Source organism: Methylobacterium sp. E-005 (assembly GCF_022829725.1).
Taxonomy (GTDB): domain Bacteria; phylum Pseudomonadota; class Alphaproteobacteria; order Rhizobiales; family Beijerinckiaceae; genus Methylobacterium.
Genome location: NZ_JAKSYG010000238.1, coordinates 82,937 through 102,643, shown reverse-complemented (window position 1 = coordinate 102,643; position 19,707 = coordinate 82,937). Strand labels below are relative to the sequence as shown.

Genomic DNA, 19,707 nt, shown 5'->3' with positions numbered 1-19,707 from the left:
GCTGGAGAGGCGGCTACGACGCGCTGCGCCGCTGCGCTCGGGATTCAAGCGTGAGCGCGCGACCATTACGACACCGGCTTTCGCGCCCGACAACTTGGCCTCGACGGGGCGACTGCGCAGGCCAAGGCCCGGCCTGATCCCCAGGAGCGCGCGGATCATTTGGCAGGTGGTCGCGGCCGAATGGCTCGCGCCGGTGTCCTGCACCGGCCGCTTCGACAATATCCACGCCGTGCCGGCCGCCCTCGGCTTGCCCTGCCGCCCACGCTTCGTCACCAAAGATTCCGTCGCCGCCTGTGCGATCAACGGCCCGATCGAGGAACGGGCCGATGGCGAGCGCGTCGAGAATCCGTCAGGAAGGGGGCGTGGTCGGCTGACATGCCCCGCGCCTTCGTCCGCGATCCGACCCTCCCCGATGGCAGGCACGACGCCTGTCGGCCCGAGTCTGTCAGAATAACATGCTGATTTCGTGGTTTCTTCGTCTGCTGGTGCGGTGAACGTGTTGATTTGATTTTCAAAGATCGACCATGTTTTCAAGAATTGGTGAATCTTAGCAGGGTCGATTGATTGTCGAGAAATCGAAAAGGTGATCCCCTTGCTCGGGGCCGGCTTCATCGATTCGCGACGGTGCATCCTCGTGGAGCCCTCCGAGCAGGTTCATCGTGGCTGCGTCGCCGCTCGGCTCAGACGCGGGTCGCGGCTCCGGGCTGATCAACGGCCAAGCCAGGCTGCATGAACGGGACCGGTCGCCGTATCGGGTTTCGATGCGCCGATGAAGATCACCACCGGGCCGTGGGCGGCACGCCGGGGGTCGTAAAAGTCCAGCAGGTCCGGGTAGATCCGCTGAAGGAAGGCCGGGGATCGGCCGCTGCGGCGCAGGAGGTGGTCGATCACCACCTGATCGCCGTGGACGGCATTCGGCACCGGGCCGCAAGAACCCGGCTTCATCCAGCGCTCCGGATCGGCCGCGAAGGTCGTGTAGAGGTCGGCAAGCCCCGCGTCGGACCAGCGCAGCAGCGCGCTGGAGAGGCGGCCCGCGTGGAAATAGTCCTCCATCGCGGCGAGGCCCGGCTCGGCCAGGGCGTCGGCCGGGCCGGTCAGGACGGTGTCGAGATCGCACAGGAGTGTCGGACCGGTGCTGAGACCGGGGCGGAACGCCTCCATCTTGGACCACCAGATCGGCCAGTCGTGACGAAGCGGCACCGTCTCCACGCCCGGCACGGACACGGGCAGATCCGTGAGGCAGAGCAGGCGCTCGAAGGCCGGGGCATGACGGCGGATCCCGGCCGCGAGACGCGCGACCCAGGTCGCATCGTAGCGCCCGCCGCCCTTCAGCACCGTGATCAGCGTGGCCATGAGGTCAGTGGTCCTGCGGAATTGGCGGATGCACGCGAAGGCGACCGGCCGACTCGGCTTCGGTGAACCAAGCCCGCTCGGCCGCCCAGGGATGGCCGGGCCAGCCTGCGAAACCGAACCCGTAGGCCTGTGCCGGCGGTGCGTGGGCCGCGCGGTCGAGCAGCAGCGCCAACGTCACCAGGAAACCGGTGCTCGGGTTCGGCGGCCCCGCCGTCCAGGGAGCGAGCCCGGAATGCGCCCGTGCATGCAGCGCGTCGGACAGGAGGTGGATCGGGCGGCCCAGCGGTTGCAGCAGGGCCAACATTTCGCGCGTCCAGCAGATCGGCTCGGGCACGTTCTGCGCCGCCGGCAGGGTCGGGAAGGGCAGGATGAAGGCCTGTGCCGCGCGGACGACCGGGCGCTTCAGGAAGGTCGGGTTCGCCAGCCATTCCCGCGTCTGGCCGCCCCGGTTGACCAGGGCAAGATGCGTCACGCGGCGTCCGGCGCCGCCGCCAAAGCCCGCCGCGTTGTTGAACCGCACCACGCTGTCGGCCGCATCGATGGCCGCGCCAGCCGCTCCGATCCCGGGGGCGTTGCCCACGATGGCGAGGGACCCCTCGGCGGGCAGGCCGGCGCTTCCGGCGGAGAGGGGGTCGACGTCGGGGGGCATGTGCGTCAGGGGGTTTCGCGGATCAGCGGAGGTAAGGCGCCCGGCCGGTGCAGCCAGCCCTCCGCCAGCCGCTTCCGCCGGAGAATGACCATGCGCCGATGTTTCGTCTGCGCGGCCGACATGCTTGCGCCGAGCGGCCGGCACTTGGTCTATCCGGGCGGGCAGCGCCGTGCCTTCCCGGTTGCCTGCGGCTCCTGCGGGGTCCTGCTCGCGGCTGAGGCGGATCCGGGCGCGTGCCGGGCTCACCTCGCCCGCAGCCTGTCGGAACCCGTCTTCGCCTCCGATCCGAAGGCACCCTACGGGCTCGATCTCTACACCCTGCGCTGCGCCGCCACCCGGCATGGCCTCGGCGCCCGTCCCCTCGATGCGGCGGGTCACGCGGATCTCCGGCACCCCCACGGCACCCGGGCGGCCAGGGCGGCCCTGTTCGCCCTCGACGCGACCGGCGGATGCAGGGTCTCGCTGGGCCTGCTCTGCCGTCCCGAGGACCGCGATCGGGTGATCGCGGCCCTGCCGGCGCAGGCCGCCTGGACGGATGACGTCGTGATCCTGCTCGACGGGCCGGTGATGGCCCCGGTGCCGAGCCCGGTCGCCGGCCTCGCGGAGGGCGCGGTGCGCATCGCGGCGCGACCCCTGGACGGGGATTTTGCCGCGCAGCGCAACGCCCTCCAGACCCTCGCCCGTCACGGCTGGGTGCTGCAACTCGACGCCGACGAGGCGCTCGGTCCGGCGACCGCCCGCTTGCTGCCGGGCCTGGCCGCCCTTGCGGAGGCCGGGGGCGTGGTCTCGATCGGCCTCCCCCGGGCCAACCGGGTCGACGGCGTGCTCTCGGACGTTTTCCCGGATGTCCAGTACCGGCTGAACCGCACGGGCCTGCGCTTCGCCGGCCGCGTGCACGAGCGGCCGGTCCTCGATGGCGGATGGCCGGACAGCTTCATCACCCTCCATGGAGCCATCGAGCACAGCCTGAGCGGGGCCCATGTCCGGGCGCGGTCGCAGCGCTACGAAGCCCTGGATCCCGGTCGGGGGCGTCCGGAGGAAGCGATGGCGCTGCTACGCCCCTACGCCGACTGACGAATCCGGTGCGTTCCTCCGCGGTCAGGCGCTCCGCGCCGCGGCGATCGCCCGTCGGTAGAGCGCCAGGGTCTCGTGCCCGAGGCTCACTCGGTCGAAGCGGCCGGAGGCCGCAAGGGCGCGGGCGCGGTACCCGCGGCGCAGCTCCGGATCGGTGAGGAGCGGACGCAGGGCGTCAGCCAGGGCCGGCCCGGTGGCGGCCGCGGCCAGGGGGCCGGCGCCGGCGGCGCCCACGAAGGCGCGGGCGCTCGCATCCTCCGCGCAGGCGACGACCGGGCGGCCATAGGCCAGGGCTTCCTGATAGACGAGGCCGAAGCTCTCGTAGCGTGAGGGCGCCAGCACCGCGTGGGCCTCGGCATAGGCCGCCGACAGGCCCGGGCCGTCGATCCGGCCGCGGGCGCGGATGTGCCGCCGGGCGGCGTCCGGCAGATCGGGTGGCAGATCGCCCGGCGGTACGCCGACGAGGTCGAGCTCGAAGGGCGGCAGGTACCCCGCTGCCCGCTCCGCGGCGAGGAGCACGATTGCGGCGAGGAGCGCGTCGAACCCCTTGCGTGCCTCCGCCCGCCCGACGAAGAGCAGGCGCACCGGTTCCGCGGCCTCCGGGTAGGCGGCGCCGCGGGCCGCCGCGGCGAGCGCGGGTGGGAGGCTGAGCCCGATCACCGCAGCGGGCTGCCGGCCGGTGAGTCCGTAGGTCCGGGCGACCACGTCGCCGTGGGCGGCGGTGTTGGCGATGAGGCCAGCGCTCGCCCGGACCTGCCTGCGTTCCAGGCGGTCGGCCGTCCAGCCGTCGAGGCTGTTCCGCGGGCTGTCGGCCGGGTCGCGGGTGAAGGTGGCCGGCGTCGAGCTGCGCGTCACCAGGGGCAGGTCGCGGAAGCCGGCGAGCAGGGCGGCCGGCGCGTACCAGTTCGTCGATTCGAGCACGTCGAAGGGCGCCGCGGCATGGGCGGCACGTACGGCGCGCCGGAATGCCAGCGGCGCAGCCAGATGTCCGGCCGATCCCCAGAGGCGCAGGCGTGCCAGGGGTCTGCCGGGCGGCAGGGCGAGACCCGACACGGCGACGCCGTCGATCCGTTCGTGTCCGGTCCGGTCCAGGGTGAAGACCGTGACCTCCGCGCCCGCTTCGGCGAGGCTCTCGGCGATCTCGCGGGCCGCGGTCGAGAGCCCGCTCGGCGATGGCGGGTAATCCCAGGCCAGGAGTGCGGTGCGCATCAGGCGGCAAGCAGGCGCTGGTAGAGCGCGATATAGTCCCGGGCCATGCGCTCGGCGGTGAAGCGTTCCTCGAACCGGCGGCGGATTCCAGCGCGATCGAGCCGGCCGATCCGGGCCAGGGCCGCGACGGCCTCCGCCTCGGTGCAGACGATGAAGCCCGTCACACCGTCCTCGACGATCTCGGGGACCGAGCCGCGATCCCACGCGATCACCGGGGTGCCGCAGGCCATCGCCTCGATCATCACGAGCCCGAAGGGCTCGGGCCAGTCGATCGGGAACAGGAGCGCCCGGGCGCCGCCCAGGAGCTCGCCCTTCCGGGCATCGTCGACGGGGCCGAGATAGGTCGCATCGGTGCCGAGTAGCGGACGCACCCGCTGATCGAAGTAATCCGGATTGCCGACATCGATCGTGCCGCCGAGCCGGATCGGCAAGCCGGCGGCGCGGGCAACGCGGATTGCCACGTCAGGCCGCTTCTGGTCGGTCATGCGGCCCACGAACGCCACATGGTCGTCCGGCACGGCACGGTACGCGTAGCGCGCCCGGTCGATGCCGTGATGCACGATGCCGGCGCGGTTGGCCTCCGGGATGCCGGAAGCCTGCGCGGCCGAGATCGCTGCGACCGGCAGGTCCGGAAAACCCCGAAAAAACAAAGCCCGGTCGAGCTCGTCGACCCGCCAGTGGATGGTGGTCAGGCTGTGTCGGCGACGCGTGCCGAGCAGCGCTGCATGGGCGAATTCACCGTGGCAATGCACGATGTCGAAATCGTCGAGCCGCCGCCGCAGGGCCTCCAACTGCAGGGCGTCCAGGGCGGCTGGCACCCCGGGTGCGACGCGCCCGTATTGCCGCTCCAGAGCCGCGAGACTCGGGTAATCGCCGATGCGCGGCAAGTCTGTCGCACTGTCCGCGGGAGCAAACAATGTTAATTCCACGCCCAAGCTTCGCAGCGCCGTGCTGAGATCGTGCACAACCCGCTCGGTGCCACCATGATGATCCGGGGGGACGGGAAAAATGTTCGGCGCGACCTGGGCAACGCGGAGCACGATAGCCTCTTTACATATGTTAAGCCGAGGGGCGGCAAGGGATTTATATAAGTTAAGATCCCGCAGGCGCTCGACGTCCGTAGCCTGCGCCTGATGTTTGTTCTGCATATCGCCCTGCAGGGCTGCCTGCGCGGCGACGGCGTCGTCTATGGGCTCACGGCCGATACCGGCGGCCATATCCGCTATCTGCTCGATCTGGTCGCGGCCTCGGCGCAGGACCGCGACGTCAAGCGGATCGTGGTGGCGACCCGCCTGTTCCACGGCCCCCTCGGCGCCGCCTACGCCGTGCCCGAAGAGCCGATCGCCGACAAGGTCACGCTCGTGCGGCTCGCGAGCGCGTCTGCGGATTATCGCGTTAAGGAGGCAATGCACGCCGAAGTCGCGTCCTTTGCCGAGAATCTCATTGCCTGGATCGCCGCGCAGGATCGGGCGCCGGATGTGATCCACGCGCATTACGCGGATGCGGCGACGGTAGCGGCCCTGGTGGAGGATCGCCTCGGCATCCCGTTCGTGTTCACGGCCCATTCGCTCGGTCGGGTCAAGGCGCGGATGCTGGGCGCCTCCCCTATCCGCCCCGATCTCGCCCACCGGATCGCCGCCGAGGAGGAGGCCCTCGCGCGGGCCCATCTCGTCATCGCCTCATCGCGGGACGAGGCTGAGGTGCAATATGCCGGCTACGCCGCCTACGATCCCGGCCGCGTCCGCGTCCTGCCCCCGGGCAGCGACCTCGCCCGCTTCGCCGCCGCCCACCGCCATCCCCGGGTCGACGCCGCGATCGACCGCTTCCTGGACGATCCGGACAGGCCGGCGATCCTGGCGCTTGCCCGTCCGGTGGCGCGCAAGAACCTCGCCGCGCTGGTGCGTGCCTATGGCGAGAACCGCGCGCTCCAGGCCTGCGCCAATCTCGTGATCGTCGCCGGCACCCGCGACGACATCGACACCCTCGACGGCGACATGGCGGCGACCATGCGCGACCTCCTCGTCCTGATCGACCGCTACGACCTCTACGGGCGCGTCGCCTACCCGAAGACGCACCGTCCGGAGGACGTGCCGGCGATCTACGCCCATGCCCGGGCCCGGGGCGGCCTGTTCGTCAACCCGGCTCTCAACGAACCCTTCGGCCTGACGCTGCTGGAGGCCTCGGCCGCCGGACTGCCGCTGGTCGCCACCGACAGCGGCGGCCCCAACGACATCGTCGAGACCTGCGGCAACGGCCTCCTGGTCGATCCCCGCGTGCCGGAAGCGATCGCCGAGGCCTGCCTGCGGATCCTGGGCGATCCGGCCCTCTACGCCCGCTGCGTGGCCGGGGGCGCCCGGGCGGCGGCGGCCTATGACTGGGACCGGCACGCCGCGCGCTATCACGTCCTGCTGCGCGCGCTGCTGGACGCGGAACCGCCCGCCCCGGCGCCCCGGCAATTGCTCGTCTGCGACATCGACAACACGCTGGTCGGCTGCGATGCGGCGATGGGCATTTTCCGCCGGTGGCGCAGCCGGCAGGCGGGGCTGGCGTTCGGCGTCGCCACCGGCCGGTCCTTCCACAGCGCCATGGCGGTGCTGGAGCAGCAGGACAGCCCCAGGCCCCAGGTGATGATCACCTCGGTCGGCTCCGAGATCTACCATCTCGACACCAACGGCGTGACCTACACGGCGGACACCGCCTGGAGCCGGATCATCGCCACCGGCTGGGACCGGGCCGCGGTGCAGGCGACCCTGGCCGGGCTCGCCGGGCTCGTACCCCAGGGTCCGCTGGAGCAGCGTGCCCTGAAGCTGAGCTACTTCGCCGACGCTGCCGTCGCCCGGTCCGTCCGCGCGTGCTTGGCCCAGGCCGGACTCGCCGCCCGCGTGATCCACAGCCACGGCCGCTACCTCGACGTCCTGCCGGCGGCGGCCTCGAAGGGCACCGCGGTCGATCACGTTCGGGCCCTCTACGCCCTGCCGGAGCATGCGGTGTTCGTGGCGGGCGATTCCGGCAACGACATCGAGATGCTGGGCGCCCGGGTGCAGGCGATCATCGTCGCCAACTACTCCGACGATCTGGCGAGCAACGCCGCCCTTCAGCATTCCTACGTGGCCCGCCGGACCCATGCCCGGGGGATCATCGAGGGGGTCTCGCACTTCCGCCGAATGCTGGCCGATGTCGGCTGATCCCGGTGGAGCGCCGGGCCCGAGCGTCCTGACCCTGGTCCGCGGCCGGGCGGACCGCCTGCGCAACCTGATGCACGGGCTCGCCCGTCAGACCCTGCCACCACGCGAACTGATCATCGCCTGGATGCAGCCGGATCGTGCGCCGGACCTGCCGGATCCCGGCTGTCCGGTCCGCCACCTCCACGTGCCGGGCGAGCCGATGCCGCTCGCAGCCGCACGCAACCGGGCCGCCGAGGCGGCCAGCGCGGATCTCCTCGTCTTCCTCGACGTGGACTGCATCCCGTCGCCCGGGCTGGTGGCGGCCTACGTGCAGGCCGCCGCGACGACCCGGGGCCTGTTCCTCGGCGAGGTCCTCTACCTGCCGCCGGGGGCGGTCGCGAACGAGCGCGACCCGGCGATGCTCGATCGCCTCGGGCAGATCCATCCGGCCCGGCCCGTCCTGCCGGAAGCCGGCCTGCGGCCGGAGCCCGATGCGGGCCAGCTCTGGGGCCTGTCCTTCGCGCTGCCGGCCGCGTCCTGGCGTGCCGTCGGCGGCATGGACGAGGCCTTCGTGGGCTACGGCGGCGAGGAGACCGACCTCGCCGCCCGGCTCGCCGCCTCCGGGCTGCCGGTCTTCTGGGTGGCGGGCGCCCGCGCCTACCACCAGCACCACCCGGTCCACGTGCCGCCCCTGCAGCATTTCGCGCCGATCCTCGCCAATGCGAGGCGCTTCCGGGCGCGGCACGGGCGTTGGTGCATGACCTACTGGCTCGATCAGTTCCGCGCGGCCGGCCTGATCGACTGGCACGCCGACGCCCCCGCGATCCGCCTGATCCGCCCGCCGACCGCATCCGAGATCGCCGCCGCCCTGCGGCCCGACGCCCTGTTCTCCTGAGATCGAGCCCGAACCCAACGCCATGAAGAAGCCGATCGCGTTCTTCGTCCATCACCAGGGACGCGGCCACGCCAACCGCACGATGGCGGTGGCTGCCGAATTCGCCCGCGACCGGCCCGTCTCGGTGCTCACCGCCGATCCGCGCCTGTTCGACGGGTTCAGCCGCGACATCGAGATCGTGGCGCTGCCCAACATGATCGGCGCCACCGTTCCCACCGCACGCCTCTACGCCGAGCCGACGCCGCAGGTGATGCACTGCGTGCCCCTCGGCCTGACCGAGATGCGTCGGACCATGCGGACCATCCTCGACCACTTGGACAGCCGCGATGTCGGGCTGTTCGTGGTCGACGTCTCGGCCGAGATCGCGCTTCTGTCCCGCATCGCCAGCGTGCCCGCCGTGCAGATCCGCATGCATGGCGACCGCTCCGATATCGGCCATGTCGGCGCCTACGAGGCCTGCGTCGGGATGCTCGCCCCCTTCGACGAACGCCTGGAGCAGGACGATTATCCCGCGCGCCTGCGTGCCAGGACCTTCTACAGCGGCGGCCTGTGCACCAGCGTCGACCGGGTGCCGGAGCGCGCGGAGGCCCGCGCCAGGCTGGGCCTGGATCCCGACCGGGGGATCATCGTGGCGGTGACCGGTGGCGGCGGCAGCGGCACGCCCTACGCGCCGCTCACGGTCGCGGCCCGCGCCGAACCCGACGCCCTGTGGCTGACCCTCGGGCCGACCCACCGCGAGGGTCACGAGACCGACTTCTCGAATCTGCGCGAGCTCGGCTGGGTCTCGTCGGTCACCGACTACCTCGCCGCCGCCGACATCGTGATCGCCTCGGCGGGCGACAACACGGTCCACGAGGTCGCCCGGGTCGGCGGCCGTCTGATCGTCATGCCGGAATGGCGCTACTTCGCCGAGCAGACCCGCAAGGCCGAGGCCCTGGTCCGCCTCGGCGCCGCCGTGCAGGCCCCCGCCTGGCCGGGGGATCTCCAGGGCTGGCGGGATCTGCTCGCCCGCGCCCGCGCCCTCGACGGCACCGCCCTGCGGAGCCTCTATACCCCCGACGCAGCCGCCCGGGCCGCCGGCTGGCTCGAAGGGCTGACGGACGCCCTCTGGGACCACGGATCCGCCGGGGCCGAACCCGCCGCGCTCCCGGGCCTCGCCGCCGAGTGACCCCCGCCCTCCCTTCGCCCCAACCGGAGCCCGATCGCCGCATGTCCACCGTCTCCGTCGTGACCCTCGCGAAGGGCCGGCCGGCGCATCTGCGCAACGTGCTCCGCGGCCTGGAACGCCAGACGCAGGCCCCCGCCGCCTTCATCGTCGCGGTGATGCAGGACACGCCCTACGACCTGCCCGAGGTCGGCTTCCCGGTGCACCAGATCCTCGTGGGGGGCCGCGAGCTACCACTGGCGGCGGCGCGCAACCGCGGCGTGGCGGCGGTTGACAGCGACGCCGTGGTCTTCCTCGACGTCGATTGCATCCCGGCCCCCGACCTCGTCGCCGACTACGCCCGGGGCTTGCGCGAACTCGACGGGCTGCTGATGGGCGAGGTGCTGCACCTGCCCGAGCGCGCCACATCGGGCGCCTGGGACTATGACGGCTTGGAGGCCGTGGCGGAGCGGCATTCCGACCGCCGGGGGCCCCCGGCCTCCGGCATCGAGATCTGCACCGATTACCGTTGCTTCTGGTCGCTCAACTTCGCGATCCGGCGGGCCACCTTCCTGGCGACCGGCGGCTTCGACGAGCGCTACACCGGCTACGGCGGCGAGGACACAGACTTCGGCAAGATCCTCGATCAGAGCGGGATCCCGATCGCCTGGATGAAGGGCGCGCGCGCCTATCACCAGTACCACCCGCACCACATGCCGCCTGTCCATCACCTCGACAGCGTGGTGCGCAACGCCGAACTGTTCGAGGCCAAATGGGGCTACCGCACGATGGGCCACTGGCTCTACGCCTTCAAGGTGATGGGCCTGATCGACGACACGCCCGACCGTCCGATCCGCATCCTGCGCCGGCCCGACGCCGCCGATCTCGCTCTCACCGGCCAGCAGAGCCATCAGCCGTATACGAACTCCGCCTCGGTCATTCGTGCCATCGAGGCCCGGGCGGGCGAGCCCGCGCCGGTGACGGTGTGAGGATCGCCCTCCTCGCCCATCTGCGCCACCCGATCGCCCCGCCCTTCGCGGGCGGCCTCGAAGCCTACACCTGGACCCTCGCCGACGGCCTCGCCGCCCGGGGCCATGCGGTCACGCTGTTCGCCTCCGGCGACAGCGACCCGCGCTTCGCCCTGGATCCTGTGATCCCGGTCCATCACGAGCGCAGCCACGCCGGCCTGGAGCACCGGGGCGATGCGGGCCTCAAGGCCCATCTCGACGACGGTTACGCCGCCGCCTGCGACCGGATCGGAGCCGGAGGTTTCGATGTGCTCCACAACAACAGCCTGAGCCGCCTGCCCCTGGAGAAACGGCGCTTGGCCGCGATCCCCACCGTCACATCGCTGCACGTACCGCCCTACGACGCCCTGCGCTGGTTCGTGCAGGCGAGTCCCGCCCCGGGACACCGGATCACCGCAACGTCCCGGGCGCAGCTCGATGGATGGTGGCCGGACGGGGCGCCGCCGGAGGCCTCGGTGCTCCACAACGGCATCGATCCCGCCGCCTGGCCCTACCAATCACGGGGCGACGGCAGCGCCGTCTGGTGCGCGCGGATCACGCCCGACAAGGGCGCGCATCACGCGATCGCGGCCGCGCGCCGGGCCGGGCTGCCGCTCACCCTGTTCGGCCCGATCGAGGAGCCCGGTTACTGGGCGACGCAGGTTGCGCCCCAGCTCGGTGGAGCAATCCGCTACGGCGGTCAGCTCAGCGGCGCGGCCCTGGCCGCGGAGGTCGGCCGTGCCTCCGTGTTCCTGGCCACCCCGTGCTGGGACGAGCCATTCGGGCTGGCGGCCGTGGAGGCGATGGCCTGCGGCGTGCCGGTCGCCGGGTTCGCCCGGGGCGCCGTCGCGGAGGTGATAGGCGAGGCCGGATCCCTCGCCGCGCCCGGCGACGCGGCGGACCTGGCCCACGCCATCGGCACGGCGCTCCGGATCCCGCGGCCGGTCCCGAATGCGCGCGTCCTGCGCCACTTCACCCACGCGCACTGGCTCGACCGCTGCGAGGCGCTCTACGCCCAGGCCCGCGCCGCGGCCGCGCCGGCCTGCTGAGACGCCCCGCACAGCCCGCCAACCCCATGAAGCCCGCACGGCTGACGCAGCCGCGCTTCCCCGCGCCACAGACCCCGAGCCGAGACATGACCCGACAGGACCTCATCGCCGCCCTGTGGCACGGTCGCGACCCGTTCGCGGACCCCCCGGGGGATCTGCGTCCCCTCGATCTTCAGGGCTGGCGCAGCATCCACCCCTATCTCGAGGAGGCGGTCATCGATCTCCGCCCGGCCGTGATCGTCGAGATCGGGACCTGGAAGGGGGCGAGCACCCTGTACCTCGCGCGCACCCTGGCGGAGCACGGTATCGCCGGCACGGTGGTCGCGGTGGATACGTGGCTCGGGGCCGTCGACCATTGGGCCGATGAGAGCCTGTTCGCGGAACTCGCCACGGAGCACGGCTTTCCGAGCCTCTACCGGACCTTCCTGGGGAACGTCCTGCGCGAGGGCATTGCCGACCGGGTGGTGCCGCTGCCCCTCGACTCTGTGAACGCCGCCGAATTGATGCGCCTGCGCGGCTTGCACGCCGACGTCATCCATCTCGATGCCGGCCACGAGGAGGCTTCGGTGGCGGCCGACCTGCGGGCGTGGTGGCCGGTGCTGCGCCCCGGGGGCCTGTTCATCGCCGACGATTACGACCGCCTCGGCGGGCGCTTCCCCGGCGTGACCCGGGCCGTCGACGCGTTCTGCGCCGAGTTCGGACTGGCGGGCCCCTGGTCGCTCCGGGGCAAGTGCCGGTTCGCCAAGCCGGATTGAGAGTCGGCGATTTCGCCCGGCAGTGAGCGGCCGGTCATTGCCCCGCGGTCCGCAGGCCCGGGGCATTCACACGTCACCATCGGACAGGTGATGAACGGTTCCGCGCCGTCCCCCCGGTCCGGGAACGGCGCGGCAACGTGGGATCGCCACACCGATCGAACGAGACGCGCGCAGTCGATGTGTGAGCTCGCGCGATGCGCGGGGAGCGTCTTCCGTCATCACCGCCCTGGCGAACTGCGCGCGTCGGGGGTGCGAATGCATAATTCTTGCTTCCGTATGCCGTCGGGTTGTTTACCCGACCGCCACGCCGGCCCCTCGGTCATCTCCCCCCCTCTGTCTGGGGGCCGGCGTGGACGCCCGGCCTGCCATGTCGGCCCCTGCCTGATGGCGCCGGTGCGTGGGAGGGCTCCGAACGCGGCACTGAGCGATGCGGGATCGAAAGGCCGCGCCAGCGCACAAGCGACGGAAGCTTGAACTCTTTCGCGGGGCCTGCTTATTGAACAGGGGACCATTGCGGAGGTCATGTCCCGTAAAGCCGCATCCCTGCGGCGGCTTGTCTGGGTTGGCCACTCCTGTATCCGCGAAAGGTCCGGCCGCCCGCGGCGCGCCTCGATCATCGGACTGGCGGCACAGAGATCGGTCGAGCCGGAGCCGGACGGGGTGTCAGAGACGAAGGTCCCACACGCATGACAGGTCCCGGCGATGAGCCAGACAAGATGGCTGAAGTCGCCGGGCTGGCGGCGGCGATTGCCGATCGCATCCTCGATCAGCATGCGGCGGGGACATCGATCCCGCCCGAGCAGTTCAGAATGCTCGTCCGGGCGGCCCGGATGCTCCTGGATCACGGGGTGCCGTGGCCGCCGTCGGTCGAGCACGTCGTGATGGAGGTCGCCCGTCGCCTGGAGGGGGCCGAGGCGCCCGCGACCGAGGAACTGCCGCCGCGGAGCCACGACGTCGTCGTGCATCTGACGCAGGCCCTGAGCGCCTTCAAGCGATCCTGAATGGACCGCGCAACCAAGCCGGCGCAATCGTTGCGGAGGCGATCCGTGCAATCGGAGCGCCTTGCGAGCGCGCATCCTCTCCGTCGGACAGGTGATTTCCGAGGGAGCAAAGCCAGCCGGATCTTCGTTGCGGTGTTCGACAGGAACGGCATCACTTTACGCGCCGGGGACAGTGCGACGCGGCTGGCCGCCGCTCGGAGCTGGGACCGTGCGGCGTCCGGTTTGGAAGCGCGTCAGGAGGTTGGCCGGTTGGCTCGTTTGATCTCGATCGCCGCTGCGGGAGCAGCGGCGCTGCTAACGTCAGGATCCGCCTGGGCAGCCTCCGACATCACGATCGCGTCGATCGCGACCGGTCGGCTCTACGTCATCGGCACCACCGATCAGCCGCACATGCCGGTGGAACTGGACGGCCAGTTCCGCACCGAATCCGACGATCAGGGTAAGTTCCAGTACGAACTGGTCTATCATCCGCCGCGCTGCATCGTCTCGGCGGCGATCGCCGGCAAGACTTACGAGGCGGTGGTCGGCAATTGCGGTGAGACCTGCGCGCCGCCCACCGGCGCCGCAGCCCCGCGCGGTGGCGGCAGGCCCGCGCAATCCGCGGCGCCCGGACCGACGGTCTCGGCGGCTGCGCCGGGTGGATCTGCGGAGCCTGCTCAGGGCGCGCCCGCACCGACGCCGCCCCGGTCCCGCATCGCGCGACCCCCGCTCCCGCCGCAGCGCCCGACCTCCGGTCTCGGCACCTGACCGCCCTCTGGCGGGAGCCGACTCAGGCCGGCGAGGCGAGCGGCTTATCCTTCTCGACCGTGTAGGTCCCCGCCACCCGCGTGGCACCGGAGCCGTTGCGCAGGCTGTGCGGGGTGACCGCCGGGACCTGAAAGCTGTCGCCGGCCCGCAGGGTCCGGTTCGGCTGGCCGTCCACGAGCAACTCGGCCTCGCCCGCCAGGATGACCGAGGATTCGATGCCCGGATGCGTGTGGCGCGCGACGATGGCCCCCGGCGCGATCTCGGCGGCGACCTGCACCACGACATACTGTCCCCCCGGCAACGCCTCCGTGCTGAGGATTTTCCGCGTGACACCGGTGGTCTGACCGGCCGGCTGCGCCTGCGCGTCGGTCGCGACGGCCGCGAAGCCGCCCGCCACCGCGCAGAGCGCACAACTCACGAAGCCTCGTCGCGTCACCATGGGCGTTCCTCCGGCGCGCGCCGGCTCGTTCGGGCCGGATCTTGCGCGCATGCGCAGGACGATGCGCCATTTTCGGACGTCCGCAAAGGCGACGCGGCGAGCCCGGGCCGCGGGGGATTCCAGGAGGCTCCGCGTCACGGCCCGCGTCGACGGACGAGCGGGATGCGTGGACCATCGGCGGGTCGGGACGGTCAGGCGCTAGGCCAGAGGCCGGATCGCATCGCCTGGTGTGAGGGCCAACGGCTGCACCGAAGCGGCAGCCGGATCAGGCCAGGAGGGTCGCCACAGCGTAGGCGACGATCAGGAAACGGTCCGGTGAGGCGAGCACCGCGCTGCCTTCCCGGTGATCGAGGACGAGGGTACGGATTGCGGTGAACATTCACGGGATCGGCGATCACGGATCTTCCGATCGGGGTGCCGCCGCACTGTGCCCGTTCGAAGTCTGTCACGGGTCCGGCCAATGCGTTCCCGGACCTGTCGCCGGCCGGCGACACGCCCGCGAGAACGCGGCTATCGGCTGCGCGCGTTCGGATCGCTGACGGCCCCCGCGGCGGCCGCGCTGAGCGCCGCGCTGATGACGACGAGGAGACTTGTTGAGAGCATGGAACAGGCTCCAGGGACTGGAGCGAACCAGCACGCATGGTAGTTAATGGCTGGTTAAACAGATGCTCCATCCAACAGGATCGACGGAACATTACACCCACAACACCAGTCGAACGCCATTACGCTGAGCTTCCATCCCGCGAGCCGGCGGTCCGTCCCCATGGTCAACCAGGACAACCAGCGTCGGAACGTTCGGATCGCCAACAGAAGCACCGGTCTTCGCCCCCGCCGTGCGGGACAGACCTCAGAGCCAACGCTCGTCGATGTCGGTGGCATTCCGGTCGGCAAGGGGTTGCGTGTCGTCGCCTTCGGCGAAGATCACGACATCGTCGGGACCGACATCGCGGGTGGCGTAGAAGTCCCAGCGGCGATGGATGACCCGGGGGCCGCCGAAGATCCGGAAGGCGTTCCAGTAGCGGTCGTCGCGGAACCCGACATAATGGATGCAGCGCGTCGTCATCCGCAGCGCATCAGGACCGCCGGGCGATCCACCGCGCCAGACGCGGTCGCAGCGGCAGGGACAAACGGTAGGCGATCTCGGCGATCGCCAGCACCGGGCGGACGCCGAAGATGCGCAGGTTGAGCAGGCGGCCGAGCCAGCGCCAGCCCGGCAGGTTCCTCCAGACATGGGCGAACGCGTCCGCGCCCGAGACCAGCCGGCCCTCCGCAGTGCGCACGTGGAAGCGTCGCAGGGCGGCGGCGCGGGTGAGGCCGGGTCCGAGCGCCGGCGCGGGCCGAGAGCATCCGACATCGACGAAAGTCAGCCGGTCGGCGCCGGCGCAGGCCCGGTAATGGCCGATCTCGGCGCGACAGAGCGGACAATCCCCGTCGTAGAAAATCCTGAGGGTCTCGCCGGATGCGCCGCTCATGGAACGTTCAGGGCCTCAATTGGCTGGCGGCACCAGGATCAGCTTGCCCTTGAAGGGCGCGCTCTGGTTGCGGCTGCTGGTGCAGGCATACTCTTCCTGGCCAGCCTTCATGGTCCGCAGCCGCAGGGTGCCCTGGCCGTTCTGCTTGATCGTATAGCCCTTCTCGCTCTCCACGTGGACGAGATCGCCGTCCGAATGCTGGATCAGGCCGTTCTCGAACTGGCCGGGCGCGGTGAGGATCACGGGGGCATCGGCGGTGCTCTTGATGTGGAGCACGACGTTCGTGTTGGCCGGCAGGCGAAGTTCGGCCGGATCGCAGACCGGCTTGCCGTCCTTCATGCTGACGTTGAGTTCCACCGGCGGCGTCACGTCGCTCGACGGGGGCGGAAGGGGCTTGCCCTGCGCGAAGGCCGGACCCGCGGCGAGACAAGCGACGAGGGCCGCCGCGCCACGTGAGAAAGTCAGCATCAGGGGCATCTCCGGGACAGGTTTTCGGCGTCCGCCGACGTCACCGTCAGAAAGGCGACGCGCTCCGCACTGTTCCCGGGCGCAACGCCGCACCGGCTCATCCTCCGGCGCTGACGGGCACCGATGCCGGGCCTGCGCCGGCCTCAGTCGAGGGCATAGCCGAGCAGGCCCTCGGTCGCCTGCCCCTCGCACTTTGCGTCGGTCGACGCGAAGTGATCCCGCCCACCGGCGAGGCAGCGGAAGATCGGGTGGCTGCCAGGGTGGGGCGCTTCGTAGAGGTAGCCGGTCTGCCCCAGCGGGGTCCGCCCCTCGCAGAGCGGGTCGCGGCTGAGGAACTGGCTCGCGCCCGCCATGCAGCTCATCAGCTTGGCGGTCCCCGGCTGCGGGACGAGGAACACCGTTCCGAGCGCGGATTCCGGCCCGTAACCCCTGGGGATGTAGCCGGTCGTCATCCAATGGCCGCCGGGCCCTAGCGCCCGCTTCAGGGGCGCATGGTTGGCGGCGGGCCGCTCGGTCGCCACGGCGATCCGCCAGGTGCCCGGGTAGGGATCGCCCCCGGAGAAGTAGACCGTGACGGTCGGCAGGAAGGGCGTGAGGCTGCCGAAGGGATCGCGCTGAAAGCCGGGGCTGTGATTGAGGTAGAACCCTGTCACGTCGGTGTTGAGGAAGCCGACAGGGGTCCATTGCGCGGGCGTGCCGCCCAGCAGGGCTTTCAGCGGCATCCGGTAGAGACCCATCTGGAAGGTCTCCCGGTCAGGATTGCGGGTCGGATCCTTGCAGGTGACCTGCTGACAATTGCGCCCCGGCAGGCCCGTGATCACGTAGACGTCGCCTGAGGACGAGTCGTAGCTGAAGTCGGAATTCGGATTGATGGTCGAGCCGTCGCGGGTCCGGTTGGGAACCCGCACCGGCGGCTCGAAATGCACGGCATCCGCCGTCCGGCGCACGTAGAGATCGCCGAACCCCGCCACGCCCTGCGGACCGGTCAGATCGGTGGTGAAGACGAGCAGGCTGGAGCGGCCGTCGAGGTTGACGGTCGCGGGCTGCCCGGCGCCGTAATTGCCCTGCGCGACGGCCGGGTTGAGCGGGGCGATGACCGGTTCGGGATAGTCGATCCAGGTTATCTTGTCGTTGGAGAAGGCCAGACCCGTATGGTTGTTATGGCCCGGCAGGTTGTCGGCACCGGAGTAGTACATGGCGTAGGCATAGGGCCGACCGTCCGCGGGGTTGTGGAACGTGCCCTTGATGACACTCGGATCGCAGACATACTGGTGATTCCAGGATCCGGGCGTGGGCTGGAACACGACCTGTGCCGGCGAGAAGCCTGCCTGCGCGGTGTAGGTCCGGTGGAAGATCACGTCGGTCTTGCCCTGGCCGCACCACCAGATGTCGGTCGTCTGGCCGTCGGTGATGATGCTCGGGGCGTAGTTGTATCCGCTCGAATTGGCTTCGTTGACGAAGAGCGGTTGCGCCTCCGGCCCCTGCCAGTCCGCCTGTGCCGCCGTCAGGGAGAGCGCCGCGGCTGCGGCGAGGCATGAGAGGTGCAGCGTCCGTTTCACGGTCATCCTGTTCCGGTGCCAGGGGCACGACTGACCTCACCCCTGTGCGGGGCGCGGATCGGTCTCAAGGCCTCGGTTATATCGTGACGCGGGCGTGCGCCCAGCGCCGCGTCGATCCAGGATCGCGCCCGGGGTAACCCAACGGGCACCTTGACGGTCGCGGCCGGAATACACACTCTCGCCATAGCAACATGCAGAATACCTGTCTCATCACAGAGACCATGCGGGCGGACTGGCGCAGCGCCCGCGGGCGCACGATCGCGTGTCCGGGATGATGCGGGTTCCGTGACGGTCTCTCGGCATCCCGCGCCCTGCCGCATCCATCCCCTGAAAGGACTCAGAGGCCCGTGAATTCGACCGCCCTGTTCGCGATGGTGAGCTTGGTTCTCGGCTGGGCCGTCCTGGCGGGGGCAGCGCTCGTCAGCGGTCGATTGCCGACCTTCGCGTTCCTGATCCTCACGCTGATCGCGCTTTATCTCTACGTGCCCTGGGTTCGGCTCCGCGCCAGCGGGATCGACGGCTCCAGCCGGCCGGTCCGGTTCTGGACGAATGTCGCCATGCTGGTCGTGACGGTGGCGGCCTGCCTAGCCCTCTGCGTGATGCTGGCCCGCCGGACCGGATTGCTGTGATCTGGATCCCCGCCGGGATCCGTGCAGCGCCCGGATATCAGCCGAGTCTGCCTCATGTGAGAGCGGATTGCCGCGCGCATGCGCGGCCTGATCGGGCCCGCTCGCGTTTCGCTTGGGGTCGACTGGGTCGCGCGTCGCGCACCGCCGATCACGCCGTGGCCGGCGGGAAACTGCCCGGGACCCGACTTGGCCTCATCCGGTTCGCGCGGGGTGGGACCCTTTCCTGGCTCGACGGCGGCGCAACCGTCCGGCCCCGCCCGGCCGGGATGCAAAGCCCGTCCCCGGCACATCAGGCGGGATTGGCCCAGTTCTCCAGATAGGTCGGGTCGAACTGCGCCAACTTTTCCAGGCGCGGGCGATCGAGGACCGTCAGCCGGCCGCCATGCAGGTGGATCAGCCGGCTGTCGCGCAGCCCCTTGAGCACCCGGTTGACGTGGACCGCGGTCAATCCCAGGGCGTCGGCGAAGTCGCTCTGCGTGATCCGCATCTCGAAGCTGTCCTGGGGGGCGAGGCCCACCGCCGACAGCCGCCAGCGCAACTCGCACAGCAGATGCGCCATCCGCTCGATTCCGACGCGTCGCCCGAGACTGACGATCCATTCCCGGGCGATGGCCGCCTCGCGGCGCAGGCGATGGCCGAGGTTGGCGGTCAGATCGTGGTGATCCAGCGTGGCGATCTGCGCGAGGGGGATCTCACCCACGGTGCATCGGGTGAGCGTATTGACCGTGTACTCAGTGCGGTGCGCCAGGATCGCTTCCGGGTCGCAGATATCGCCCGGGATCAGGATGGCGGTGATCTGTCGGCGCCCGTCCCTCAGCATGCGGCTGCGGCAGGCATGGCCGGCGAGCAGCAGGTGAGCGACATTCGGTTTCGCGCCGGGCAGGAGCAGATCGTGCTGCTTGGGAATGTCCCGCTCTCGCACAGGCAGGCCGAACCTTCTGGCGAACCCCTCGGGTGTTTCAGGAGCCGTCGTGAGAAGCTGGGCCAAGTCGGCGATCTGGGCAGCGTACATGGGAAGCACTCCAAGCCGTTGGCGATGCGGCGACCTGGATTTTCGATCTTGATGTGCGCGCGATCGACGCATCTCCCTGTT

At 70.7% G+C, this 19,707-nt stretch carries 21 protein-coding genes; 11 read left to right on the top strand and 10 right to left on the bottom strand.

The window, feature by feature from the left end; genetic code table 11:
• Positions 1 to 166 precede the first annotated feature (166 nt).
• Positions 167 to 454: a hypothetical protein gene (locus tag MKK88_RS29170; protein ID WP_244006189.1), complete on the top strand. Its 288-nt coding sequence runs from the start codon at positions 167 to 169 to the stop codon at positions 452 to 454.
• Positions 455 to 708: 254 nt separating this feature from the next.
• On the opposite strand, the gene MKK88_RS29165 is transcribed toward MKK88_RS29170, so the two are convergent.
• The gene (locus tag MKK88_RS29165; RefSeq protein WP_244006187.1) at positions 709 to 1,353 is read right to left on the bottom strand and encodes a hypothetical protein; all 645 of its coding nucleotides are present in this window, start codon (positions 1,351 to 1,353) and stop codon (positions 709 to 711) included.
• 4 nt (positions 1,354 to 1,357) lie between these two features.
• A complete protein-coding gene (locus tag MKK88_RS29160) occupies positions 1,358 to 2,002 on the bottom strand; it encodes a hypothetical protein (protein WP_244006185.1) in 645 nt (214 codons plus the stop codon).
• A gap of 90 nt (positions 2,003 to 2,092) precedes the next feature.
• On the opposite strand from MKK88_RS29160, the gene MKK88_RS29155 reads away from it, so the two are divergent.
• On the top strand, positions 2,093 to 3,076 hold the full coding sequence (locus tag MKK88_RS29155; protein ID WP_244006183.1) for a hypothetical protein: 984 nt from the start codon (positions 2,093 to 2,095) through the stop codon (positions 3,074 to 3,076).
• 24 nt (positions 3,077 to 3,100) lie between these two features.
• Here MKK88_RS29155 and MKK88_RS29150 read toward each other — a convergent pair whose 3' ends face one another.
• On the bottom strand, positions 3,101 to 4,285 hold the full coding sequence (locus MKK88_RS29150) for a glycosyltransferase family 4 protein (protein ID WP_244006181.1): 1,185 nt from the start codon (positions 4,283 to 4,285) through the stop codon (positions 3,101 to 3,103).
• A complete protein-coding gene (locus MKK88_RS29145; RefSeq protein ID WP_244006179.1) occupies positions 4,285 to 5,325 on the bottom strand; it encodes a glycosyltransferase family 4 protein in 1,041 nt (346 codons plus the stop codon). The genes MKK88_RS29150 and MKK88_RS29145 overlap by 1 nt, the downstream gene beginning before the upstream one ends.
• A 93-nt stretch (positions 5,326 to 5,418) precedes the next feature.
• Between MKK88_RS29145 and MKK88_RS29140 the strand changes: the two genes are divergently transcribed.
• From MKK88_RS29140 to MKK88_RS29105, 8 genes are all read left to right on the top strand, one after another.
• Positions 5,419 to 7,470: an HAD-IIB family hydrolase gene (locus MKK88_RS29140; protein WP_244006177.1), complete on the top strand. Its 2,052-nt coding sequence runs from the start codon at positions 5,419 to 5,421 to the stop codon at positions 7,468 to 7,470.
• Complete coding sequence (locus MKK88_RS29135) at positions 7,460 to 8,344, top strand: glycosyltransferase family 2 protein (RefSeq protein ID WP_244006171.1); 885 nt, start codon at positions 7,460 to 7,462, stop codon at positions 8,342 to 8,344. Before MKK88_RS29140 ends, MKK88_RS29135 begins: the two co-directional genes overlap by 11 nt.
• Before the next feature lie 22 nt (positions 8,345 to 8,366).
• Positions 8,367 to 9,512, top strand: a complete 1,146-nt coding sequence (locus MKK88_RS29130) for a glycosyltransferase (RefSeq protein ID WP_244006169.1) — start codon at positions 8,367 to 8,369, stop codon at positions 9,510 to 9,512.
• A gap of 41 nt (positions 9,513 to 9,553) precedes the next feature.
• Positions 9,554 to 10,477 (top strand): glycosyltransferase family 2 protein, encoded by a 924-nt coding sequence (locus MKK88_RS29125; RefSeq protein ID WP_244006167.1) that lies wholly within the window; start codon positions 9,554 to 9,556, stop codon positions 10,475 to 10,477.
• Positions 10,474 to 11,544 (top strand): glycosyltransferase, encoded by a 1,071-nt coding sequence (locus MKK88_RS29120; protein WP_244006161.1) that lies wholly within the window; start codon positions 10,474 to 10,476, stop codon positions 11,542 to 11,544. The genes MKK88_RS29125 and MKK88_RS29120 overlap by 4 nt, the downstream gene beginning before the upstream one ends.
• A gap of 86 nt (positions 11,545 to 11,630) precedes the next feature.
• On the top strand, positions 11,631 to 12,299 hold the full coding sequence (locus MKK88_RS29115) for a class I SAM-dependent methyltransferase (protein ID WP_244006155.1): 669 nt from the start codon (positions 11,631 to 11,633) through the stop codon (positions 12,297 to 12,299).
• 716 nt (positions 12,300 to 13,015) lie between these two features.
• On the top strand, positions 13,016 to 13,300 hold the full coding sequence (locus tag MKK88_RS29110) for a hypothetical protein (protein WP_244006153.1): 285 nt from the start codon (positions 13,016 to 13,018) through the stop codon (positions 13,298 to 13,300).
• Between the two features lie 249 nt (positions 13,301 to 13,549).
• On the top strand, positions 13,550 to 14,047 hold the full coding sequence (locus MKK88_RS29105; protein ID WP_244006151.1) for a hypothetical protein: 498 nt from the start codon (positions 13,550 to 13,552) through the stop codon (positions 14,045 to 14,047).
• Positions 14,048 to 14,069: 22 nt separating this feature from the next.
• Here the strand turns inward: MKK88_RS29105 and MKK88_RS29100 are convergent, their stop codons facing one another.
• From MKK88_RS29100 to MKK88_RS29080, 5 genes are all read right to left on the bottom strand, one after another.
• Positions 14,070 to 14,486, bottom strand: a complete 417-nt coding sequence (locus tag MKK88_RS29100; protein WP_244006149.1) for a cupin domain-containing protein — start codon at positions 14,484 to 14,486, stop codon at positions 14,070 to 14,072.
• 847 nt (positions 14,487 to 15,333) lie between these two features.
• Complete coding sequence (locus MKK88_RS29095; protein WP_244006147.1) at positions 15,334 to 15,549, bottom strand: hypothetical protein; 216 nt, start codon at positions 15,547 to 15,549, stop codon at positions 15,334 to 15,336.
• Between the two features lie 10 nt (positions 15,550 to 15,559).
• Positions 15,560 to 15,958: a thiol-disulfide oxidoreductase DCC family protein gene (locus MKK88_RS29090; RefSeq protein ID WP_244006145.1), complete on the bottom strand. Its 399-nt coding sequence runs from the start codon at positions 15,956 to 15,958 to the stop codon at positions 15,560 to 15,562.
• A gap of 15 nt (positions 15,959 to 15,973) precedes the next feature.
• Entirely contained in the window at positions 15,974 to 16,426 is a 453-nt protein-coding gene (locus tag MKK88_RS29085) for a cupredoxin domain-containing protein (RefSeq protein ID WP_244006143.1), read from the bottom strand.
• Between the two features lie 143 nt (positions 16,427 to 16,569).
• On the bottom strand, positions 16,570 to 17,991 hold the full coding sequence (locus MKK88_RS29080) for a hypothetical protein (RefSeq protein ID WP_244006140.1): 1,422 nt from the start codon (positions 17,989 to 17,991) through the stop codon (positions 16,570 to 16,572).
• Positions 17,992 to 18,332: 341 nt separating this feature from the next.
• On the opposite strand from MKK88_RS29080, the gene MKK88_RS29075 reads away from it, so the two are divergent.
• The gene (locus MKK88_RS29075) at positions 18,333 to 18,614 is read left to right on the top strand and encodes a hypothetical protein (RefSeq protein ID WP_244006138.1); all 282 of its coding nucleotides are present in this window, start codon (positions 18,333 to 18,335) and stop codon (positions 18,612 to 18,614) included.
• Between the two features lie 289 nt (positions 18,615 to 18,903).
• On the opposite strand, the gene MKK88_RS29070 is transcribed toward MKK88_RS29075, so the two are convergent.
• Positions 18,904 to 19,626, bottom strand: coding sequence for a Crp/Fnr family transcriptional regulator (locus tag MKK88_RS29070; protein WP_244006136.1), 723 nt, complete (start codon positions 19,624 to 19,626; stop codon positions 18,904 to 18,906).
• Positions 19,627 to 19,707: the final 81 nt, after the last annotated feature.